Source organism: Undibacterium sp. KW1, assembly GCF_009937955.1.
GTDB lineage: Bacteria > Pseudomonadota > Gammaproteobacteria > Burkholderiales > Burkholderiaceae_D > Undibacterium.
This window is the reverse complement of record NZ_AP018439.1, coordinates 489090-504639: the sequence shown is the minus strand read 5'-3', so window position 1 is coordinate 504639 and position 15550 is coordinate 489090. Positions and strand designations below refer to the sequence as shown.

General features: G+C 52.4%; 18 protein-coding genes. 14 read left to right on the top strand and 4 right to left on the bottom strand.

What is annotated here, in order from left to right:
• Positions 1-67: 67 nt before the first annotated feature.
• Both rpsG and rpsL read right to left on the bottom strand, forming a co-directional pair.
• Entirely contained in the window at positions 68-538 is a 471-nt protein-coding gene (gene rpsG, locus UNDKW_RS02285) for a 30S ribosomal protein S7 (protein ID WP_162039546.1), read from the bottom strand.
• A gap of 145 nt (positions 539-683) precedes the next feature.
• Positions 684-1067: a 30S ribosomal protein S12 gene (rpsL, locus tag UNDKW_RS02280; RefSeq protein WP_110258019.1), complete on the bottom strand. Its 384-nt coding sequence runs from the start codon at positions 1065-1067 to the stop codon at positions 684-686.
• A 519-nt stretch (positions 1068-1586) separates the two neighbouring features.
• Between rpsL and UNDKW_RS02275 the strand changes: the two genes are divergently transcribed.
• The 10 genes from UNDKW_RS02275 to UNDKW_RS02230 all read left to right on the top strand — a co-directional run bounded on the left by UNDKW_RS02275 (position 1587) and on the right by UNDKW_RS02230 (position 11643).
• The gene (locus tag UNDKW_RS02275; RefSeq protein WP_162057424.1) at positions 1587-3530 is read left to right on the top strand and encodes a phosphoethanolamine transferase; all 1944 of its coding nucleotides are present in this window, start codon (positions 1587-1589) and stop codon (positions 3528-3530) included.
• Positions 3531-3615: 85 nt separating this feature from the next.
• Positions 3616-4740, top strand: a complete 1125-nt coding sequence (locus tag UNDKW_RS02270) for an ABC transporter permease (RefSeq protein WP_162057423.1) — start codon at positions 3616-3618, stop codon at positions 4738-4740.
• On the top strand, positions 4740-5531 hold the full coding sequence (locus UNDKW_RS02265) for an ABC transporter ATP-binding protein (protein ID WP_162057422.1): 792 nt from the start codon (positions 4740-4742) through the stop codon (positions 5529-5531). The genes UNDKW_RS02270 and UNDKW_RS02265 overlap by 1 nt, the downstream gene beginning before the upstream one ends.
• 3 nt (positions 5532-5534) lie before the next feature.
• Entirely contained in the window at positions 5535-6476 is a 942-nt protein-coding gene (locus tag UNDKW_RS02260) for an MlaD family protein (RefSeq protein WP_162057421.1), read from the top strand.
• A gap of 10 nt (positions 6477-6486) precedes the next feature.
• Positions 6487-7140 carry an ABC-type transport auxiliary lipoprotein family protein gene (locus tag UNDKW_RS02255; RefSeq protein WP_162057420.1) on the top strand — a complete coding sequence of 218 codons (654 nt, stop codon included), beginning with the start codon at positions 6487-6489 and terminating at the stop codon, positions 7138-7140.
• 39 nt (positions 7141-7179) lie between these two features.
• Positions 7180-8355 carry a VanZ family protein gene (locus tag UNDKW_RS02250; protein WP_162057419.1) on the top strand — a complete coding sequence of 392 codons (1176 nt, stop codon included), beginning with the start codon at positions 7180-7182 and terminating at the stop codon, positions 8353-8355.
• An 87-nt stretch (positions 8356-8442) separates the two neighbouring features.
• On the top strand, positions 8443-8760 hold the full coding sequence (locus UNDKW_RS02245; protein ID WP_162039539.1) for a ferredoxin: 318 nt from the start codon (positions 8443-8445) through the stop codon (positions 8758-8760).
• A 13-nt stretch (positions 8761-8773) separates the two neighbouring features.
• On the top strand, positions 8774-9412 hold the full coding sequence (locus UNDKW_RS02240) for an alpha/beta hydrolase (RefSeq protein ID WP_162057418.1): 639 nt from the start codon (positions 8774-8776) through the stop codon (positions 9410-9412).
• A gap of 100 nt (positions 9413-9512) precedes the next feature.
• Complete coding sequence (locus UNDKW_RS02235; RefSeq protein WP_162057417.1) at positions 9513-10661, top strand: D-alanyl-D-alanine carboxypeptidase family protein; 1149 nt, start codon at positions 9513-9515, stop codon at positions 10659-10661.
• 133 nt (positions 10662-10794) lie between these two features.
• Positions 10795-11643: a D-amino acid aminotransferase gene (locus tag UNDKW_RS02230; protein WP_162057416.1), complete on the top strand. Its 849-nt coding sequence runs from the start codon at positions 10795-10797 to the stop codon at positions 11641-11643.
• A gap of 138 nt (positions 11644-11781) precedes the next feature.
• Here the strand turns inward: UNDKW_RS02230 and UNDKW_RS02225 are convergent, their stop codons facing one another.
• Positions 11782-12402, bottom strand: a complete 621-nt coding sequence (locus UNDKW_RS02225) for an NADPH-dependent F420 reductase (RefSeq protein ID WP_162057415.1) — start codon at positions 12400-12402, stop codon at positions 11782-11784.
• Here UNDKW_RS02225 and UNDKW_RS02220 point away from each other — a divergent pair.
• On the top strand, positions 12367-13032 hold the full coding sequence (locus UNDKW_RS02220; RefSeq protein WP_162057414.1) for a substrate binding domain-containing protein: 666 nt from the start codon (positions 12367-12369) through the stop codon (positions 13030-13032). The two genes, UNDKW_RS02225 and UNDKW_RS02220, sit on opposite strands and share 36 nt — an antisense overlap.
• Positions 13033-13124: 92 nt before the next feature.
• Positions 13125-13418 carry a DUF493 family protein gene (locus UNDKW_RS02215; protein ID WP_162044411.1) on the top strand — a complete coding sequence of 98 codons (294 nt, stop codon included), beginning with the start codon at positions 13125-13127 and terminating at the stop codon, positions 13416-13418.
• Positions 13419-13459: 41 nt separating this feature from the next.
• Here the strand turns inward: UNDKW_RS02215 and gcvA are convergent, their stop codons facing one another.
• Positions 13460-14377 carry a transcriptional regulator GcvA gene (gcvA, locus tag UNDKW_RS02210; RefSeq protein ID WP_162057413.1) on the bottom strand — a complete coding sequence of 306 codons (918 nt, stop codon included), beginning with the start codon at positions 14375-14377 and terminating at the stop codon, positions 13460-13462.
• Positions 14378-14592: 215 nt separating this feature from the next.
• On the opposite strand from gcvA, the gene UNDKW_RS02205 reads away from it, so the two are divergent.
• Together UNDKW_RS02205 and UNDKW_RS02200 are read left to right on the top strand one after the other, a co-directional pair.
• Entirely contained in the window at positions 14593-14910 is a 318-nt protein-coding gene (locus UNDKW_RS02205) for a DUF2917 domain-containing protein (RefSeq protein ID WP_162039532.1), read from the top strand.
• A 26-nt stretch (positions 14911-14936) separates the two neighbouring features.
• Complete coding sequence (locus UNDKW_RS02200) at positions 14937-15491, top strand: cysteine hydrolase family protein (RefSeq protein ID WP_162057412.1); 555 nt, start codon at positions 14937-14939, stop codon at positions 15489-15491.
• The last annotated feature ends 59 nt before the right edge of the window (positions 15492-15550 follow it).

The window sequence follows — 15550 nt, the reverse complement described above, 5'->3', positions numbered from 1 at the left end:
GGCCTGATTCAAAATACTTGCCAGAGCCATTGCATTAAAGACATACAACAGCTCCTTACTCTTACTCTTAGAAGCGGAAGTGAGAGAAGGCCTTGTTGGCTTCAGCCATACGATGGACTTCGTCACGTTTCTTCATTGCGCCGCCGCGGCCTTCTGCGGCTTCCAGCAATTCACCACCCAAACGTTGTGGCATGGATTTTTCGCTACGCTTGTTAGCGGCTTCACGCAACCAACGCATAGACAAAGCCAGACGGCGAACTGGACGCACTTCTACAGGCACCTGGTAGTTCGCGCCACCAACACGGCGGGATTTAACCTCAACCAGTGGCTTGGCGTTGTTGATTGCCAGCGCAAACACTTCCAAAGGATCTTTACCAGATTTTTGTTGGATGTGGTCAAATGCGCCGTAGATGATGCCTTCAGCAACAGACTTCTTGCCGGACAACATCAATACGTTTACAAATTTTGCTACTTCTACATTACCGAACTTTGGATCCGGCAGTACGTCCCGCTTCGGGACCTCACGACGACGTGGCATTTCAATTCCTTTCAATCTTCAGTTGAGCACAAAGCAACATTTTGCTTCACGCTCGCGACAGGCCATCATAACCGGTCACTTACTCGGCTCATTTCCAAACCGACACTGATCCGTAATAGCTTACGGAGATTAAATTACGAGATAATTACTTCTTAACTGCCTTAGCGCGCTTAGCACCATATTTGGAGCGAGCTTGCTTACGGTCTTTAACGCCTTGAGTATCCAAAGCACCGCGAACCATATGGTAACGAACACCTGGCAAATCCTTTACACGACCACCGCGCAGCAATACCACGCTATGTTCTTGCAAGTTATGGCCTTCACCGCCAATGTACGAAATAACTTCGAAACCATTAGTCAGGCGAACTTTGGCAACTTTACGCAAAGCCGAGTTAGGCTTTTTTGGAGTTGTCGTATAAACGCGGGTGCAAACGCCACGTTTTTGCGGGCTGTTTTCCAGCGCCGGCGATTTGCTTTTCACACGTGCAGAAACACGTGGTTGGCGAATCAGTTGATTGATGGTTGGCATCGTTTTTAATCCAACAAAATACAACGTTAAACACAAACCCGGAAACGGTTGCCCGGGAACTTAAAATCATTTTTAGCCTGAATTCTCAGACCCACCCAATATGCTGCCTGCTTTTCAAGCATTGCCTGCCTGACAAAACCGGGCAAACCAACAATAGAAAACGCAAACCCAAAATCGAGAACTCGCAATTTTATGTCGCCTTGCACAAGCCTGTCAACGCTTTTTATTTCTACAATTCAAGCGCTTAGCTCGATTTGCGGGTGTGCAAGCAGCCTTTCAGAGTAGAAAATTTCAGCAAAAAATCAAGGTTTACCGGGCCATGCAGAAAAAACGGGAATTAACTGAAAAGCAAAATATGCTTAAATCTCTCATTCCTGCGGCATATATACAGTCAATACAAAGTAAATCATTTACTATTTACGCCCTTAAACTGCCGCTTGCCGCAAAATCCGGGTCTCCCCACTGAAACCCAGGCTAGTACGGCGCAGCCGCCCAACCTGTCGCAAGATATAAATAACAATGCCCGTCCTGTTTCGTCCAGCCTCGCTGTACCTGCTTCTCAGCTACCTGCTGATTTCATGTCTGCCGTTTTTCCCCTTGCTGCAAGGACAGCCAGTGGAAAAGCCCTGGCATCTGCTGGCAATGGAGCTGGTGTCCTGGCTGGGTTTCTGGTCCCTGCTGCAAAGACCGCGCTGGTTTCACTACCTGCTGCTGCCAGCCTTCTTTGCCGTGCCTGTTGAAGTTTACCTGCGCTTATATTTTGGACAAGGCATCTCTACCCACCATCTGGGCATCATGGTGGAGACCAGCCCCAAGGAAGCAATGGAATTTCTCGGCAATAAAGTCTGGCTACTGTTATTGCTGGTGATTGCAGTAAGCGCCTGGTGGTGGAGCCTGCTGAGCGTTGCCAAAAACCATACGCACTGGGACTGGACACACCGTTCACGCTGGGCAGTTTTGCTGCTTTTTATCTTAGGCGTTGCCACCTGGACTTATGGTGAACAGATAGGCGTCGCCAAGGCAGCAACTACTGCCAGTGCCAGCAAAGCCAGTGGTAGCGCAGCAGCAACACCAGCTTCAGCCTCAACGGAAGATGAGGAAAAAGACGAAGATGAAGAGGAAGAAGCCAGTGCATCTGCATCTGTGTCGGCGGCTTCTGCGACGGAAGCAAGCCCGGCCAGTACCTCTGCAGACATGCTGACGCGCTGGCATGCCAGCCTCAAAAAGAACCTACCCCCGTTGCCACACTGGGCCAAAATCCCTTATGACGAAGAGACGTATATACGGAGCTGGCCATTTGGCCTGGTCTTGCGCGGCAATGATTTTTGGGTAGAGCGTGATTACCTGGCCAAACTGTCAGAGAAAAGCCGGGCTTTCCGCTTCCAGGCGCATCTGGATGGCAACCCGGCAACACCACAAACCATTATCATGGTGATAGGCGAGTCTTCGCGCTTTGACCGCTGGAGCCTGAATGGTTATGAGCGTGACACCAATCCCCTGCTGAAAAAAGAAAGCAATCTGGTCAGTTTCAGCGACGTGGTGACTGCAGTCTCAGCCACCCGTTTGTCGGTACCCATCATCGTCTCGCGCAAACCGGCGGCACAAAGCCTGAAGGCAGGTTTTTCTGAAAAGTCATTCCTGACCGCCTTCAAGGAAGCCGGATTCAAGACTTACTGGCTGTCAAACCAGATGAGCTTTGGCCAGTTCGATACGCCAACCTCGGTCTTCGCCAAAGAAGCTGATGTCACCCAGTTTTTAAACCTGGGTGGTTTTACCAATAGCTCCAATCTTGACCAGGTCTTGCTGGAACCCATGGCAAATGCCATGCGAGATGCCGCACCGAAGAAACTCATCGTTTTGCACACTCTGGGCAATCACTGGAATTACAGCCACCGCCATCCGCAGTCTTTTGATAACTGGAAACCTTCTTTATATGGCGTCGTCAATCCTGCCTATACCGACCTGAAAAACAAGCAGGCGCTGAACAACAGTTATGACAATTCCATCTTGTATACAGACTGGATGCTGTCAGAGGTCATACAGAAGCTGAAAACCAGTTCGCAAATCACTTCACTATTCTATATATCAGACCATGGCCAGACCTTGTATGACGGCAGTTGCAACCTGGCTTTCCATGGTCACAATACCCAGTACGAATTCCATGTTCCGGCATTCATGTGGTATTCAGATGCTTATCAAGAACATTTCCCGGACAAGATAGTGCAGTTGCGCCTGCACCAGAAAGCAAAATTATCGACAGAAAACGTTTTCCACAGTCTGCTGGACATGGCCAATATCCGTTATCCAGATGAAAAACTGGAGTGGAGCATACTCAGCAAGCAGCTCAAACCTCATACCCGTTATGTCGACAGTTATGGCTGGACCAATTATGACAATTCCACCCTCAAGGGTGATTGCCGCGAAGTCATGGATAAAAAAACGCCATTAGTACAGGAAAAATAGGCGGCGGGTATTAAATTACTATACCCGGTGAATGCGAGGATGCTCGATTGCGGTAAATACACTTTGTCACTTACACTTGCGGAATATGCCTCACGAGATCCCGCCCACCCTGCAATTAAATCATCAGCAACAGCCCACCGCCATCGTCGCTGGTGCATGGCTGGTGCATGCCCTGTCATCATCCGCCACCATGCAGGAGATCAGCGCTCAGTTGAACAAGGCTGCCAGCCAGCCCGGCATACGCTGGGATTTAAGCCAGGTCAGCACGCTGGACCACATAGGTGCGCAAATGCTGTGGCGGGCCTGGGGCAAGCAAAGACCTGAACACGTCAAGATTCTGCCCGCCCATGAAGGCTTGTTTGCCCGACTGGAAGAAGTCAGCAAAATCCTGGTACCGCGCCCGCCCAAGCAAAGGCTGACGCGCACCATGCTGCTCGGCACAAAAGTGCTGGGCCTGTTCCAGCATTTATACAGCTTCACTGCCCTGCTTGGCCAGCTCATGCTGGATTTGCTGCGCTTTGCCCGCCATCCCATCAAGGGCCCGTGGAAAGAATTGTCGGCCAATATTTATCACACAGGTGCACAGGCATTGGGCATCACTGCCCTGGTCGGCATTCTGATCGGTGTGGTGCTGTCTTATCTGTCGGCCCAGCAACTGCGCATTTTTGGTGGTGACTTATACATCGTCAATATCCTCGGCATGAGTATCATCCGCGAACTCGGCCCCATGCTGGCAGCAATCCTGGTGGCCGGACGTTCTGGCTCTGCCATTACGGCGCAACTGGGTGTCATGCGGGTGACGGAAGAACTCGACGCCATGCGCGTCATGGGCATACCACATGGTTTTCGCCTGATCATGCCCAAGGTGCTGGCGCTGGCCATTGCCATGCCATTACTGGTGATCTGGACAGATATCATGGCATTGACCGGCGGCATGATCTCGGCCCAGGCTTTGCTGGGCATGTCACCTGAATTTTTTGTCTATAAATTACCGGAAGTCGTACCGCTGATCAATTTCTGGATAGGCCTGTCCAAAGGCGCTACCTTTGGCATACTGATCGCCCTGATCGCCTGTCATTACGGTTTGCGCATAGAACCAAATACCGAGAGTCTGGGACGCGGCACCACCAGTTCCGTGGTGGTCGCAATCACGGTAGTCATCATTGCCGATGCCATTTATGCCATCATCTTCAGCAAGGCAGGCTACTGATGGCGGGCGAGAACATCATAGAAATCCGCGATCTGCGTACCCAGTTTGGCCGGGCCGTAGTGCATGACCAACTGGAGCTCAATGTCAGGCGCGGCGAAATTCTGTCTATCGTCGGTGGCTCAGGCTCTGGCAAGACTGTGCTGATGAGGCAGATGCTGGGACTGGAAACACCAGCGCGTGGCAGCATCAAGGTATTTGGTGAGGACTTGCATGATCCGCAGGCGCGGCATCTCGATTATTTGCGCAAGCGCTCCGGCATGCTGTTCCAGCATGGTGCCCTGTATTCTGCCCTGAGCGTATTCGACAACGTCGCCCAGCCCATGCGTGAACTGGGCACACTGCCGGAAGACCTGATCAATGACCTGGTCTATCTGAAGCTGCACATGGTCGATATCGCCTTTGAACATGCGAGCAAGATGCCCGCCGATCTGTCAGGCGGCATGATCAAGCGCATCGCCCTCGCGCGTGCCCTGGCACTGGATCCGGAGTTGTTATTTTTAGACGAACCGACAGCGGGTCTGGACCCTGACCGCTCGGACAGCTTTGTCGAACTGATACTATCGCTGCACCAGCAATTACGCCTGACCGTCATCATGGTGACACATGATCTTGACAGCCTGTTTGCCCTGTCCAGCCGGATTGCCGTGCTGGCAGAAAAACATGTTGTTACCATAGGAACACCGAGGGAAGTCGTGGCCTACCAGCATCCATTCATACGCAGTTTCTTTCTTGGCGGACGCGGCGAGCGCGCCATGGAAGTACTGCCACCACAAACGCATCAGGAAATATAAGCTATGGAAAACAGATCTCATGCGCTCATGGCAGGTTTCTTCACCATTGCCCTGCTGACACTCACGACCGTATTGGCCATCTGGCTGGGACGCGACAAGATCAAGCGCATACCTTATGACGTGGTCACCTCATCGGCAGTGTCAGGGCTGAACTTGCAGGCAGCAGTACGCTACAAGGGCATCAAGGTCGGCAATGTCACGGATATCGACTTTGATGATAATAATCCGGGGCAAATCATCCTGCGCCTGGAAATCATCCCCGATGCGCCGGTCACCAGCTCCACCTATGCCACGCTGGGTTACCAAGGTGTCACCGGCATCGCTTTCGTGCAACTGGATGATGAAGGCACATCCAAACAGTTACTGGTAGCCAACCATAAGCCTGACGTGGTACCACGCATACCCATGCGCCCCGGTATGATGCAAAACCTGGAAAAACGCGGCCAGGCTATCCTGGCCCAGGCAGAAGAACTGACGCGCAGGCTCAATACCATGCTCGATCCGGCCAATCAAAAATCGCTGATGACTGCGGTAGAGAACATGGGCCAGGCCGCTACTGCATGGAAACAGTTGCCAGCCAAATTTGAACCCACGCTGGCGCGTCTGCCTGAACTGGCAGACCAGGCCAAATTGACCATGGTTGAAGTACGCAACTTGTCTGGCAATGTTGGCAAGCTCAGCAACAACCTGAATCAACTGACCACCAGCCTGCAGGCCGAAGATGGCCCGCTGGCAAAATTCAATCTTGTCATGGACAATGTAGGCAACAGCCTGACTCTGGATACCCTGCCCAAGGTACAAAGCGTGGCAGGCGACGCCAAGGCCAGCCTGCGCTCTTTTGGCCGCCTGTCGGATTCACTCAAGGAAAGGCCGCAAAGCCTTTTGTTTGGCAATCCCGTCCCTGCACCTGGCCCGGGCGAGCCTGGCTTTGTCGCCCCCAAGTAAAGGAATCCACATGAGCTACCCTGCATTTTTTTGCCACTTCAGTAAATTCAGCAAGACTGTCGCGACCATATTTTCCTTATTTGCCCTGTCCTTACTGGCTTTGCTATCTGCGTGTAGCAGCAAACCGTTAGTACAACAGTCCCAGCAATATGATTTTGGCCCGTTTGCCGCGATTGCCCCCGCCCAACCCGGCCCTGCAAAATTCCAGATCAGCATTGCGGAAATCAACATAGCACCGGCGCTGGACAGCAATGCCATGTTATACAGACTGCAATATGACAATGTGCAGCAACTCAAGGCTTATTCCCTGCACCGCTGGAGCATGACGCCCGCACAATTGCTGGCGCAAAGACTGAAAGCCGGTCTGGTGGCGCAAGGTGCCGATGTATTGGCAAATACCGATGGTGCCGCCAACCTGCCGGTATTACGCCTGGAGCTCGATGAGTTTTCCCAGATATTTACGACAACCAGCCAGAGCAACGCCCAGATCAGTCTGCGTGCTTCTGTCATCAAGGGACACAAGCTGATAGCACAGAAAAGCTTCCAGCAAAAAGTCACAGCAACAACGCCGGATGCGCCTGGTGGTGCCAGAGCGATGCGCGAGGCAGCCGATGCCAGCATCAACGACATCCAGGCCTGGATTATGAGCTTGCCTTTAAAATAAGCTGACAATACAAGCCTATTGCCCCTTAAAGCCAAGCGCATGCAGCCAGATCACAGCCAGGCACCACCAGACACTCAAGCTGGTGAGTCCATCAACCCGCAAGCCAGCGAACAACTGCAGACCTTGCGCAGCTCGCCGTTTGCCAGGGTGAGCCTGGTTGCCTATTTGTTTCTGATCATCTATGCGAGCTGGTATCCGTTTACCGGCTGGCAAACCAATAGCTGGGCGGCGCTACCTGAACTGATCAAGCAATGGCCACGTTACTGGGGTGGCTTTGATGCCATCATCAACGTGGTGGGCTACATGCCCTTTGGCATGCTGGTGGTGTTTGCGCTTTACCCATTAGTCAGGCGCTGGTGGGCTGCCTTGCTGGCAACACTGGCCGGTGCACTGTTATCGGCTACGGCAGAAATAGTGCAAAACTTCTTGCCCAGTCGGGTTACCTCTTTACTGGATTTTTTGACGAATACCTCAGGTGCCATGCTGGGTGCAATATTGGGGGCCTTGCTGACGCCATTGATACTCGAAAAAGGCCGCCTGCAATTACTGCGCAAGCAATGGACGCACAAGGAATCCAGCCGCGAAATACTGGTGCTGGGACTGTGGACCATGGCGCAGATTTATCCCCAGGCCTATCTGTTTGGCCTGGGCCAGATCTTGCCCGTGATTTCGCAAACCCTGAGCGAAATGATGGACATGGATATTGATATCAGCGCGTTTTTGCTGCAGGGTTTCGAACTCAGCGCAGAAGAATACCTGCTGTCAGAAACCATTATCACAGCCTGCAGTTGTACCGGTGCCCTGCTGATCTGCCTGAGTCTGCTGAACCGCCACGCGCCCAAGACCATCCTGTCAGTTTTGTTGCTGGGGGCTGCATTGACCATCAAGGCACTGGCCAGCGCCCTATTGTTCAAGCCTGAATATGCATTTGCCTGGCTGACACCGGGTGCACGTGGTGGTTTGCTGATCAGCATTATCATGCTGTATGGTTTTTCCTTTGCGCCATCCCATGTACAGAAACGACTGGCCTTATTGATGCTGACGATATCGTTGATCGTCATCAACCTGGTCTCTGACAATCCCTACTTTGCAGCCACCATGCAAACCTGGGTACAGGGCAAGTTTTTGAACTTCAATGGCGCAGCCCAATTCCTGTCTTTGTTCTGGCCATTTCTGGCGATCTGGGCGCTATTACGCAAGCCGCGTCCGGTGTAAAAGTCCCCTGACTGCACAATTGCAGTATCATAGCGGGCAACAAGCGCCATCAACCGGTGGCGGTATCAACCGCAGGCTGGATATCTTATGTCTGAAGCACTTTATTTTCAAAAACACGTCTTTTTTTGCCTGAACCAGCGCGAAGACGGTCGCCCTTGCTGCGCTGACCGTGGTGCGCAAGCCGCCCAGGAACATGCCAAACGCCGTATCAAACAGCTGGACATGAATGGTCACGGCAAAATCCGCATCAACAAGGCAGGTTGCCTTGACCGTTGCGACGATGGACCTGTCCTCGTGGTTTATCCGCAAGGAACCTGGTACACCTATGTCGATCAATCCGATATTGATGAAATCATTGATGTCGATCTGATAGGCGGCGGTATCGTCGAACGTTTGAAAGTCTGAGGGTCCAATTATCATGAATGCCCAGACTGAACACTTTTCACTCCAGGGCGCAGCTGGCAATTTGCAATGCGCGCTGGACCTGCCTGATCCTGAAACCCATGCCACCCCGATAGGCCTGGCACTGGTCGCCCATCCGCATCCACTATATGGCGGCACCATGGACAACAAGGTGGCGCAAACCCTGGCGCGCGCCTTCACTGCCCTGGGTTATGTCGCAGTACGCATGAACTTTCGTGGAGTCGGCAAGTCAGAAGGCACACATGATGCAGGCATGGGGGAAACTGACGACATGGAATTATTATTGACGGCCATGCGAGTGCGTTTCCCGGATCTGCCACTGGCCCTGGCTGGTTTTTCCTTTGGCACTTTTGTGCAGGCACGCCTGCAACAGCGTTTGCAGGAAAATGGCAAACCCGCAGAACGCCTGGCACTGGTCGGTGCAGCCGCTGGCAAATGGGATATGCCTGCGATACCTGCCAACACTATCCTGGTGCATGGCGAGCTGGATGAAACCATCCCCCTTTCTGCGGTGCTGGACTGGCTGCGCCCGCAAGACATACCCATGACCGTCATACCTGGCGCAGACCATTTCTTCCATCGTCGCCTGCACCATATCAAACAACATATCATCAGCATGTGGGATAAAACCTGATGATGTCACCGCCAGATTTCATGCAGACAACAGTTGACCATGCATCTGGCGAACCCACTACTATTCGTTTTTTGTCACCCTTTGCTTTACTAGTTCATCAATGAAAAAATTCCTCGCCTCAATTGCCGTTTCGCTGCTGACCATGTCAGCCGCAGTCGCGCAAACCCTGCCTTCACCTACCATTGCATCGAAAGCCTGGCTCTTGCTCGATGCCACCAGTAACCAGGTCATCGCCGCACAAGAACCTACCATGAGCGTAGAGCCAGCCTCGCTGACCAAGATCATGACGGCTTACCTGGTGTTCTCTGCCCTCAAGGACAAGAAGCTGGACCTGAACCAGAGCATCAATGTCTCTACCCGCGCCTGGAAAGTCGATGGCAGCAGCTCCAAGATGTTTATCGAACCGAACAAACCAGTCACGATCAATGAATTGCTGTATGGCCTGATCGTACAGTCCGGCAATGATGCCGCCGTTGCTCTGGCAGAAGCCGTGGCCGGTAGTGAAGAAGCCTTTGTCGTGCAAATGAACCGCGAAGCAGAGCGCATGGGCCTGAAAGCCACCCGCTTTGCCAATCCGCACGGTTTGCCCAGCAAGGACAACTACTCCACGGCACAAGACCTGTCGATGCTGGCAGCGCGCCTGATCATTGATCACCCTGAGTTCTACAAGACGTATTACTCTACCAAGAGCTATACCTATAACAAGATCACCCAGCCCAACCGCAACCGCCTGCTGATGCTAGACCCTACGGTCGATGGCATGAAAACCGGTCATACCACTGGAGGTGGCTATAGCCTGATCTCGTCGGCCAACCGCCCGAATGGCACAGGCCAGCGCCGCCTGATCTCAGTGGTCATCGGCACCGAAAGTGACTCAGTACGTGCACAGGAAAGTTTGAAACTGTTGAATTGGGGTTTCCTGAACTTTGAAACCCTGAAGCTGTATGACAAAGGCCAGGCTGTTGCCACGCCAGAAGTCTGGAAAGGCACGCAGCCTCAGGTCAAGATAGGTTTTGATCGTGAGCTGTATATCACATTGCCAAAAGGCTCTGCCGCCAAACTGAAACCGGCACTGGAACGCAAGGACCCGCTGGTTGCCCCTGTTGCATTAAACAGCAAGGTCGGCGTCATGAAAGTCATGCTCGATGGCAAAGCAGTTGCCGAAGTACCAGTGATTGCCCTGGAACAAGTCAACCAGGCCAGCATCTTTGGCCGTGCCTGGGATTCGATACGCCTGATGTTCAAGTAATTATTGAGCGGCTTGACCAGGGTTGATGTCCTCACATAAACCCTGGCTATGGCTGTATGCCGTATTTGCATAAGCGAAAACGGCTTTCCATGTAAGAATAAGTCTCTCACTTTTTTTGTCTGCCCTGCCTATCATGAACGAAGCCCTGGTCTATCTCAATGGCGAAATGACGCCCCTGTCCGAAGCCAAAATCCCGGTACTCGACCGTGGCTTTATCTTTGGTGATGGTATATATGAAGTCATCCCTGTATATAGTCGCAAGATGTTCCGTGCCGACCAGCATCTGGCACGTCTGTTCCGCAGTCTCGCTGCCATAGGCATCACCAACCCGCACAGCAAAGAAGAGTGGCTGGCCCTGATCGCCAAGGTCATGGCAGCCCATGATGCAGACGACCAGATGGTCTATCTGCAAGTGACCCGTGGCGTAGCCAAGCGTGCGCATGCCTTTCCCAAGGATGAAGTCACTCCTACAGTCTTCATCATGACCAACCCCATCGTCCTGCCAACAGCCGCAGCACGTGAAAACGGGGTAGCCTGTGTCTCCATGGAAGACAAGCGCTGGCTGCGTTGCGAGATCAAGTCCATCTCCTTGCTGGGTAACGTGCTGGCGGCACAAAACGCCGCCGAAAACGGCGTGACAGAGAGCATACAGTTCCGCGACGGTTTCCTGACCGAAGCATCGGCATCGAATGTGTGGATAGTCAAGGATGGCGTCCTCATGGGCCCGCCTAAAGATAACCTGATACTCGAAGGCATACGCTACGGTCTCATCGAAGAACTGTGTGCCGCCAACAATATCAAGCTCGAAGCCCGCCGCATCACCCGCGAAGAAGTGTTTGCGGCAGATGAAGTCATGCTGTCATCTGCCACCAAGGAAGTGCTGGCGGTGGTGAAGCTCGATGACACGGTGATAGGCGATGGCAAACCCGGCGCGGTTTATCATCAGTTGTATGCGGCTTATCAGGCGGCCAAAGCGGCTTAAATATCATGCCGAGAATTTAATTAATTTCGTAGGTTGGGCTACGGTTTACCAGCCCAACACTTGGCGTTTGAATGACGTTTACGTTTGCAGAGACCGAGTGTTGGGCTGATACCCCGTAGCCCAACCTACGATCAAAGCCTACTCCACGGCCTTCGCCTGTCCCAACAAACTAAACCCATGCGTCCAATGCTGACGCTGGAATGCATAGCTGATCCACAACATCGCCAGCGGCTCAATCAAACGTGCTGCCGTAATGTCACCCATATCAATCGCCCCACGCCAGCCAAAATCACGCAGGATGGCTGTCACTTCCTGTTTGGCCCCTGCATCATTCCCGGCAATAAACATATCCGGCTGACCATCTGAAAATGTTGGCTGCACCATATGCGTAAACACGATGGTATTAAAAGCCTTGACCACCCGCGCCTGCGGCAGCAGTCTTTGTACCAGTTCACCGGCAGAATCACTGAAGCCTACCGCCAGCCTGGGCGAGCCTGTAGCAAAATCCAGTAGTGGATTGACAGCATCAATGACGGTTTTACCAGCAAAATTGGCAGGACCAGCCAGTGCCAGGCTCTCAGATAAGCCATCCCATGGCAAAGCCAGGAAAACCAGGTCGGCAGCCCTGGCAGCATCTGCATAACTGCTGGCCTTTGCCGTTGGCACTGCAGCCAGCGCCCCCTTGCTTTTATCACTATCAGGTTTACGTGTACCAAAGATCACTTGATAGCCGAGGCTGGCAAAGCCTTTGGTCAGCATTATCTGCTGCCCTTGCTGCCCAAATTGCGGCAGCGCCACCCAGGTTTGCGCCTGGCAATTGATTTTGATGACCATCACATAGACCTGGTGCGTGACGGTTATGACCTGGCCTTGCGCGGTGGCATGATAGAAGATTCCAGCATCATTTCGCGCGCAGTCTGCCCTCGGTACACCGTACTGGCGGCTGCGCCCTCTTATCTGGAGCAATATGGCGTGCCGCAACAGATCAGTGATCTGGATCATCACAAGCAAATCGCCGTGCGTTTTTTGAATGGCAAAATGACGACCTGGAACCTCAAGCTCAGACAAGGCGAGATAAATCGCCCTTACCCGCGTGAGCCCGACCTGACAGTTTCCGCTCCAGAATCTGCCGTGCAGGCAGCCGTCATGGGCCTGGGCATTGCCCAGGTGGCAGTTCATCATTCATGGCGTTATTTGCGCGACAACAAGCTCAAGATTGTGCTGGGCACTTTTCATGAAGCAGGCAATAGACAGATGGTATTGCAATATCCACACCGCGCCCTGATCGCGCCCCGCGTCAAGGCGACCGTGGATTTTTTGCTGGAAGAGCTGGCACAGACCGAGTCTTTGCATGTGCCTTTGGCATCGCTTGCAGCCTTTCATGCCTGAAGCAAAAGCTGGCATGTCGACATGCGGGTAGCAAGCGATGCTATTGGAATTTAATAGCAAGACCCCATATACTGACATTAAGTTATTTTGAGATTTGGAAACATTATGGAAATGAGACCCATCCCCCCGAAGAAAGTCTGATTGAATATCCTAGTGAGTTTCCCATCAAGGTCATGGGACCCATGCACGATGATTTCACCCAGACCATGGTGGAAGTCGTGACTTCGTTTGACCCGACCTTTCATGCAGGCAAGGTAGAGATGCGCCCATCCAGCAAAGGTGCCTATATCTCGGTGACGGTGACAGTATTTGCCACCAGCCGCGAGCAACTGGATAATCTGTACCGCGCGCTGTCGTCTCACCCTATGGTGAAATTCGTGCTGTAAGCAATCTTGCCTGACTGGTCACAGCCAGTCAGGCACAGCTCTTATGTCAGCGCCCCTGACATGTCCATTTGCTTTTTCTCTTCGGCAACTTCTGCCAGCAACCATTCCCTGAATGCCTTGACCTGTGGTTTGGCCAGCGCCTCTGGTGGATACACCAGGTAGTAGGCAACTTCACAAGGTATATCGATATTAAACAGGCGCTGCAACAAGCCCGCCTTGATATCCGGCTGCACAATAATATGCCTGCCCAGTGCTATTCCCTGGCCATCTACGGCGGCACGTGCCAGCATTGATGAATCCTGGAATACCAGGCCACCTGTTGGCTCCTCATTATCCAGGCCCGCTGCGCGAAACCACGGCTCCCAAGGCTCACCATCGCAGCGCAAAAGCTGCATGCTGGCCAGTTCGGCTGGTGTTTGTGGCAACTGCCCGCCATGATAATGCGGGCTGGCAACAGGGTAATAATAATCCCCCATCAATAATTCACTGATCATGCCCGGGTAATTACCGAGACCAAAGCGTATGCCCACATCTATCGACTCCATATTGTAATCAGCCAGGTGATTACTCGACTGCAGGCTGACTTCCAGATCAGGGTGATGTTCGATAAAGCGCCCCAGGCGTGGTGACAACCAGCGCGCTGCAAATGAAGGCAGCGAGGTAATTCCCAGACGCTTTTGCTTGTTGCGTTTCTTGAGCAAATCAGCAGCATCACCGAGGTCGATCAGTGCTTTTCTGATAGTGGCAGCAAACTGTTCACCATCAGGTGTGATGCTGATGCGTTTGCCATGGCGGATGAACAGGGGTACGCCCAGCTCTTCTTCCAATGCCCTGACCTGATGGCTGATCGCCCCATGGGTCAGGTGGATTTCTAGCGCAGCCTTGGAAAAATTCTGATGACGTGCCGCCGCTTCAAACGCGCGCAGAGCAGCTAGATTGGGGAGTCGTCGAAAATCCATAGTATGTAAACGGAATGTCAGCTGAGGGTGAATTTGTTATAAGCTTACTACAGTTTTACTGTGAATTATTTTAGCAAGGTATTCAAAAATTACTCGTTTTATTTTCTTGTGATGCAAGACTACAATGCTTTCATCGCAGTGCAACAAAGTGAATATCACTCTCTATACAGTAGAATGAATTGCCACTTTAGCAATAAAATACCAGGAGTAAGGAAATGACAAATAATTTCGCAAACCCATCATATATGATCGCCGCCGGTGGCACATTGTCTGGCACAGCCGAACATGCCCGTAAAATTGAAGTGGCATGCGGCCGCGTTTGGTTGACAGTTGCTGGCCAGGTGGATGATTACTGGCTCAGCACTGGCGAATCCATGGTCATACCAGCTAATCAATTCGTCGTCATCGAAGCTGAGAATCAAGCCAGTGTTATCGAATTGTCTGCCGTATCCAGCGTGATCAATGTCAAAACCATGGCTGGCACCAGCTACCTGCAAAAACTGACACGTAAATTGAGCCAGGCATTTGCCTGAACATTAAAAGCAGCACCGGGGCGAATATGGCACAGACTGCATTGATCTTGATTGACGTACAGCAAGGCTTTGATCATCCCAAGTGGGGGCAGCGCAATAATCCGGCAGCTGAGCAATACATGGCTGCCCTGCTGCAACACTGGCGTGAGCAAGAACAGCCTGTGATCCATGTACGGCATCAGTCGCAAGAACCAGATTCTCCCCTGCGTGCTGGACAAGAGGGCTTTGAATTCAAAGCCCTGGCACGCCCGTTGCCAGGTGAAACCATCTTCACCAAGAAAGTGAACAGCGGCTTCATTGGCACTGAGCTCGAAGCCTGGTTGCAAGCCAAGGGCATCAAGCAACTTGTTATTGCTGGTCTGACCACAGACCACTGCGTATCGACTACCACCCGCATGGCGGGCAACCTCGGCTTTAGCGTGGAACTGATAGCCGATGCCTGCGCCACTTTTGACCGCCCTGGTGTCAATGGTGAGCTGATATCAGCAGAAGAAATCCACCGCATCCACCTCGCCAGCCTGCACAATGAATTTTGCGTCGTCAAAAATACTTCTGACGTGCTTGCTGCGCATACCAAATAAGTGCTCCAGAAATCTGGCTGGCATATCCATGGTCTAGCCACCTATAATGACCATTCCAA

Coding starts and splice junctions, on each gene's coding strand:
- rpsG (WP_162039546.1), bottom strand. CDS start 538: ATGCCACGTCGTCGTGAGGTCCCGAAGCGGGACGTACTGCCGGATCCA.
- rpsL (WP_110258019.1), bottom strand. CDS start 1,067: ATGCCAACCATCAATCAACTGATTCGCCAACCACGTGTTTCTGCACGT.
- UNDKW_RS02275 (WP_162057424.1), top strand. CDS start 1,587: ATGCCCGTCCTGTTTCGTCCAGCCTCGCTGTACCTGCTTCTCAGCTAC.
- UNDKW_RS02270 (WP_162057423.1), top strand. CDS start 3,616: ATGCCTCACGAGATCCCGCCCACCCTGCAATTAAATCATCAGCAACAG.
- UNDKW_RS02265 (WP_162057422.1), top strand. CDS start 4,740: ATGGCGGGCGAGAACATCATAGAAATCCGCGATCTGCGTACCCAGTTT.
- UNDKW_RS02260 (WP_162057421.1), top strand. CDS start 5,535: ATGGAAAACAGATCTCATGCGCTCATGGCAGGTTTCTTCACCATTGCC.
- UNDKW_RS02255 (WP_162057420.1), top strand. CDS start 6,487: ATGAGCTACCCTGCATTTTTTTGCCACTTCAGTAAATTCAGCAAGACT.
- UNDKW_RS02250 (WP_162057419.1), top strand. CDS start 7,180: ATGCAGCCAGATCACAGCCAGGCACCACCAGACACTCAAGCTGGTGAG.
- UNDKW_RS02245 (WP_162039539.1), top strand. CDS start 8,443: ATGTCTGAAGCACTTTATTTTCAAAAACACGTCTTTTTTTGCCTGAAC.
- UNDKW_RS02240 (WP_162057418.1), top strand. CDS start 8,774: ATGAATGCCCAGACTGAACACTTTTCACTCCAGGGCGCAGCTGGCAAT.
- UNDKW_RS02235 (WP_162057417.1), top strand. CDS start 9,513: ATGAAAAAATTCCTCGCCTCAATTGCCGTTTCGCTGCTGACCATGTCA.
- UNDKW_RS02230 (WP_162057416.1), top strand. CDS start 10,795: ATGAACGAAGCCCTGGTCTATCTCAATGGCGAAATGACGCCCCTGTCC.
- UNDKW_RS02225 (WP_162057415.1), bottom strand. CDS start 12,402: ATGCTGACCAAAGGCTTTGCCAGCCTCGGCTATCAAGTGATCTTTGGT.
- gcvA (WP_162057413.1), bottom strand. CDS start 14,377: ATGGATTTTCGACGACTCCCCAATCTAGCTGCTCTGCGCGCGTTTGAA.
- UNDKW_RS02205 (WP_162039532.1), top strand. CDS start 14,593: ATGACAAATAATTTCGCAAACCCATCATATATGATCGCCGCCGGTGGC.
- UNDKW_RS02200 (WP_162057412.1), top strand. CDS start 14,937: ATGGCACAGACTGCATTGATCTTGATTGACGTACAGCAAGGCTTTGAT.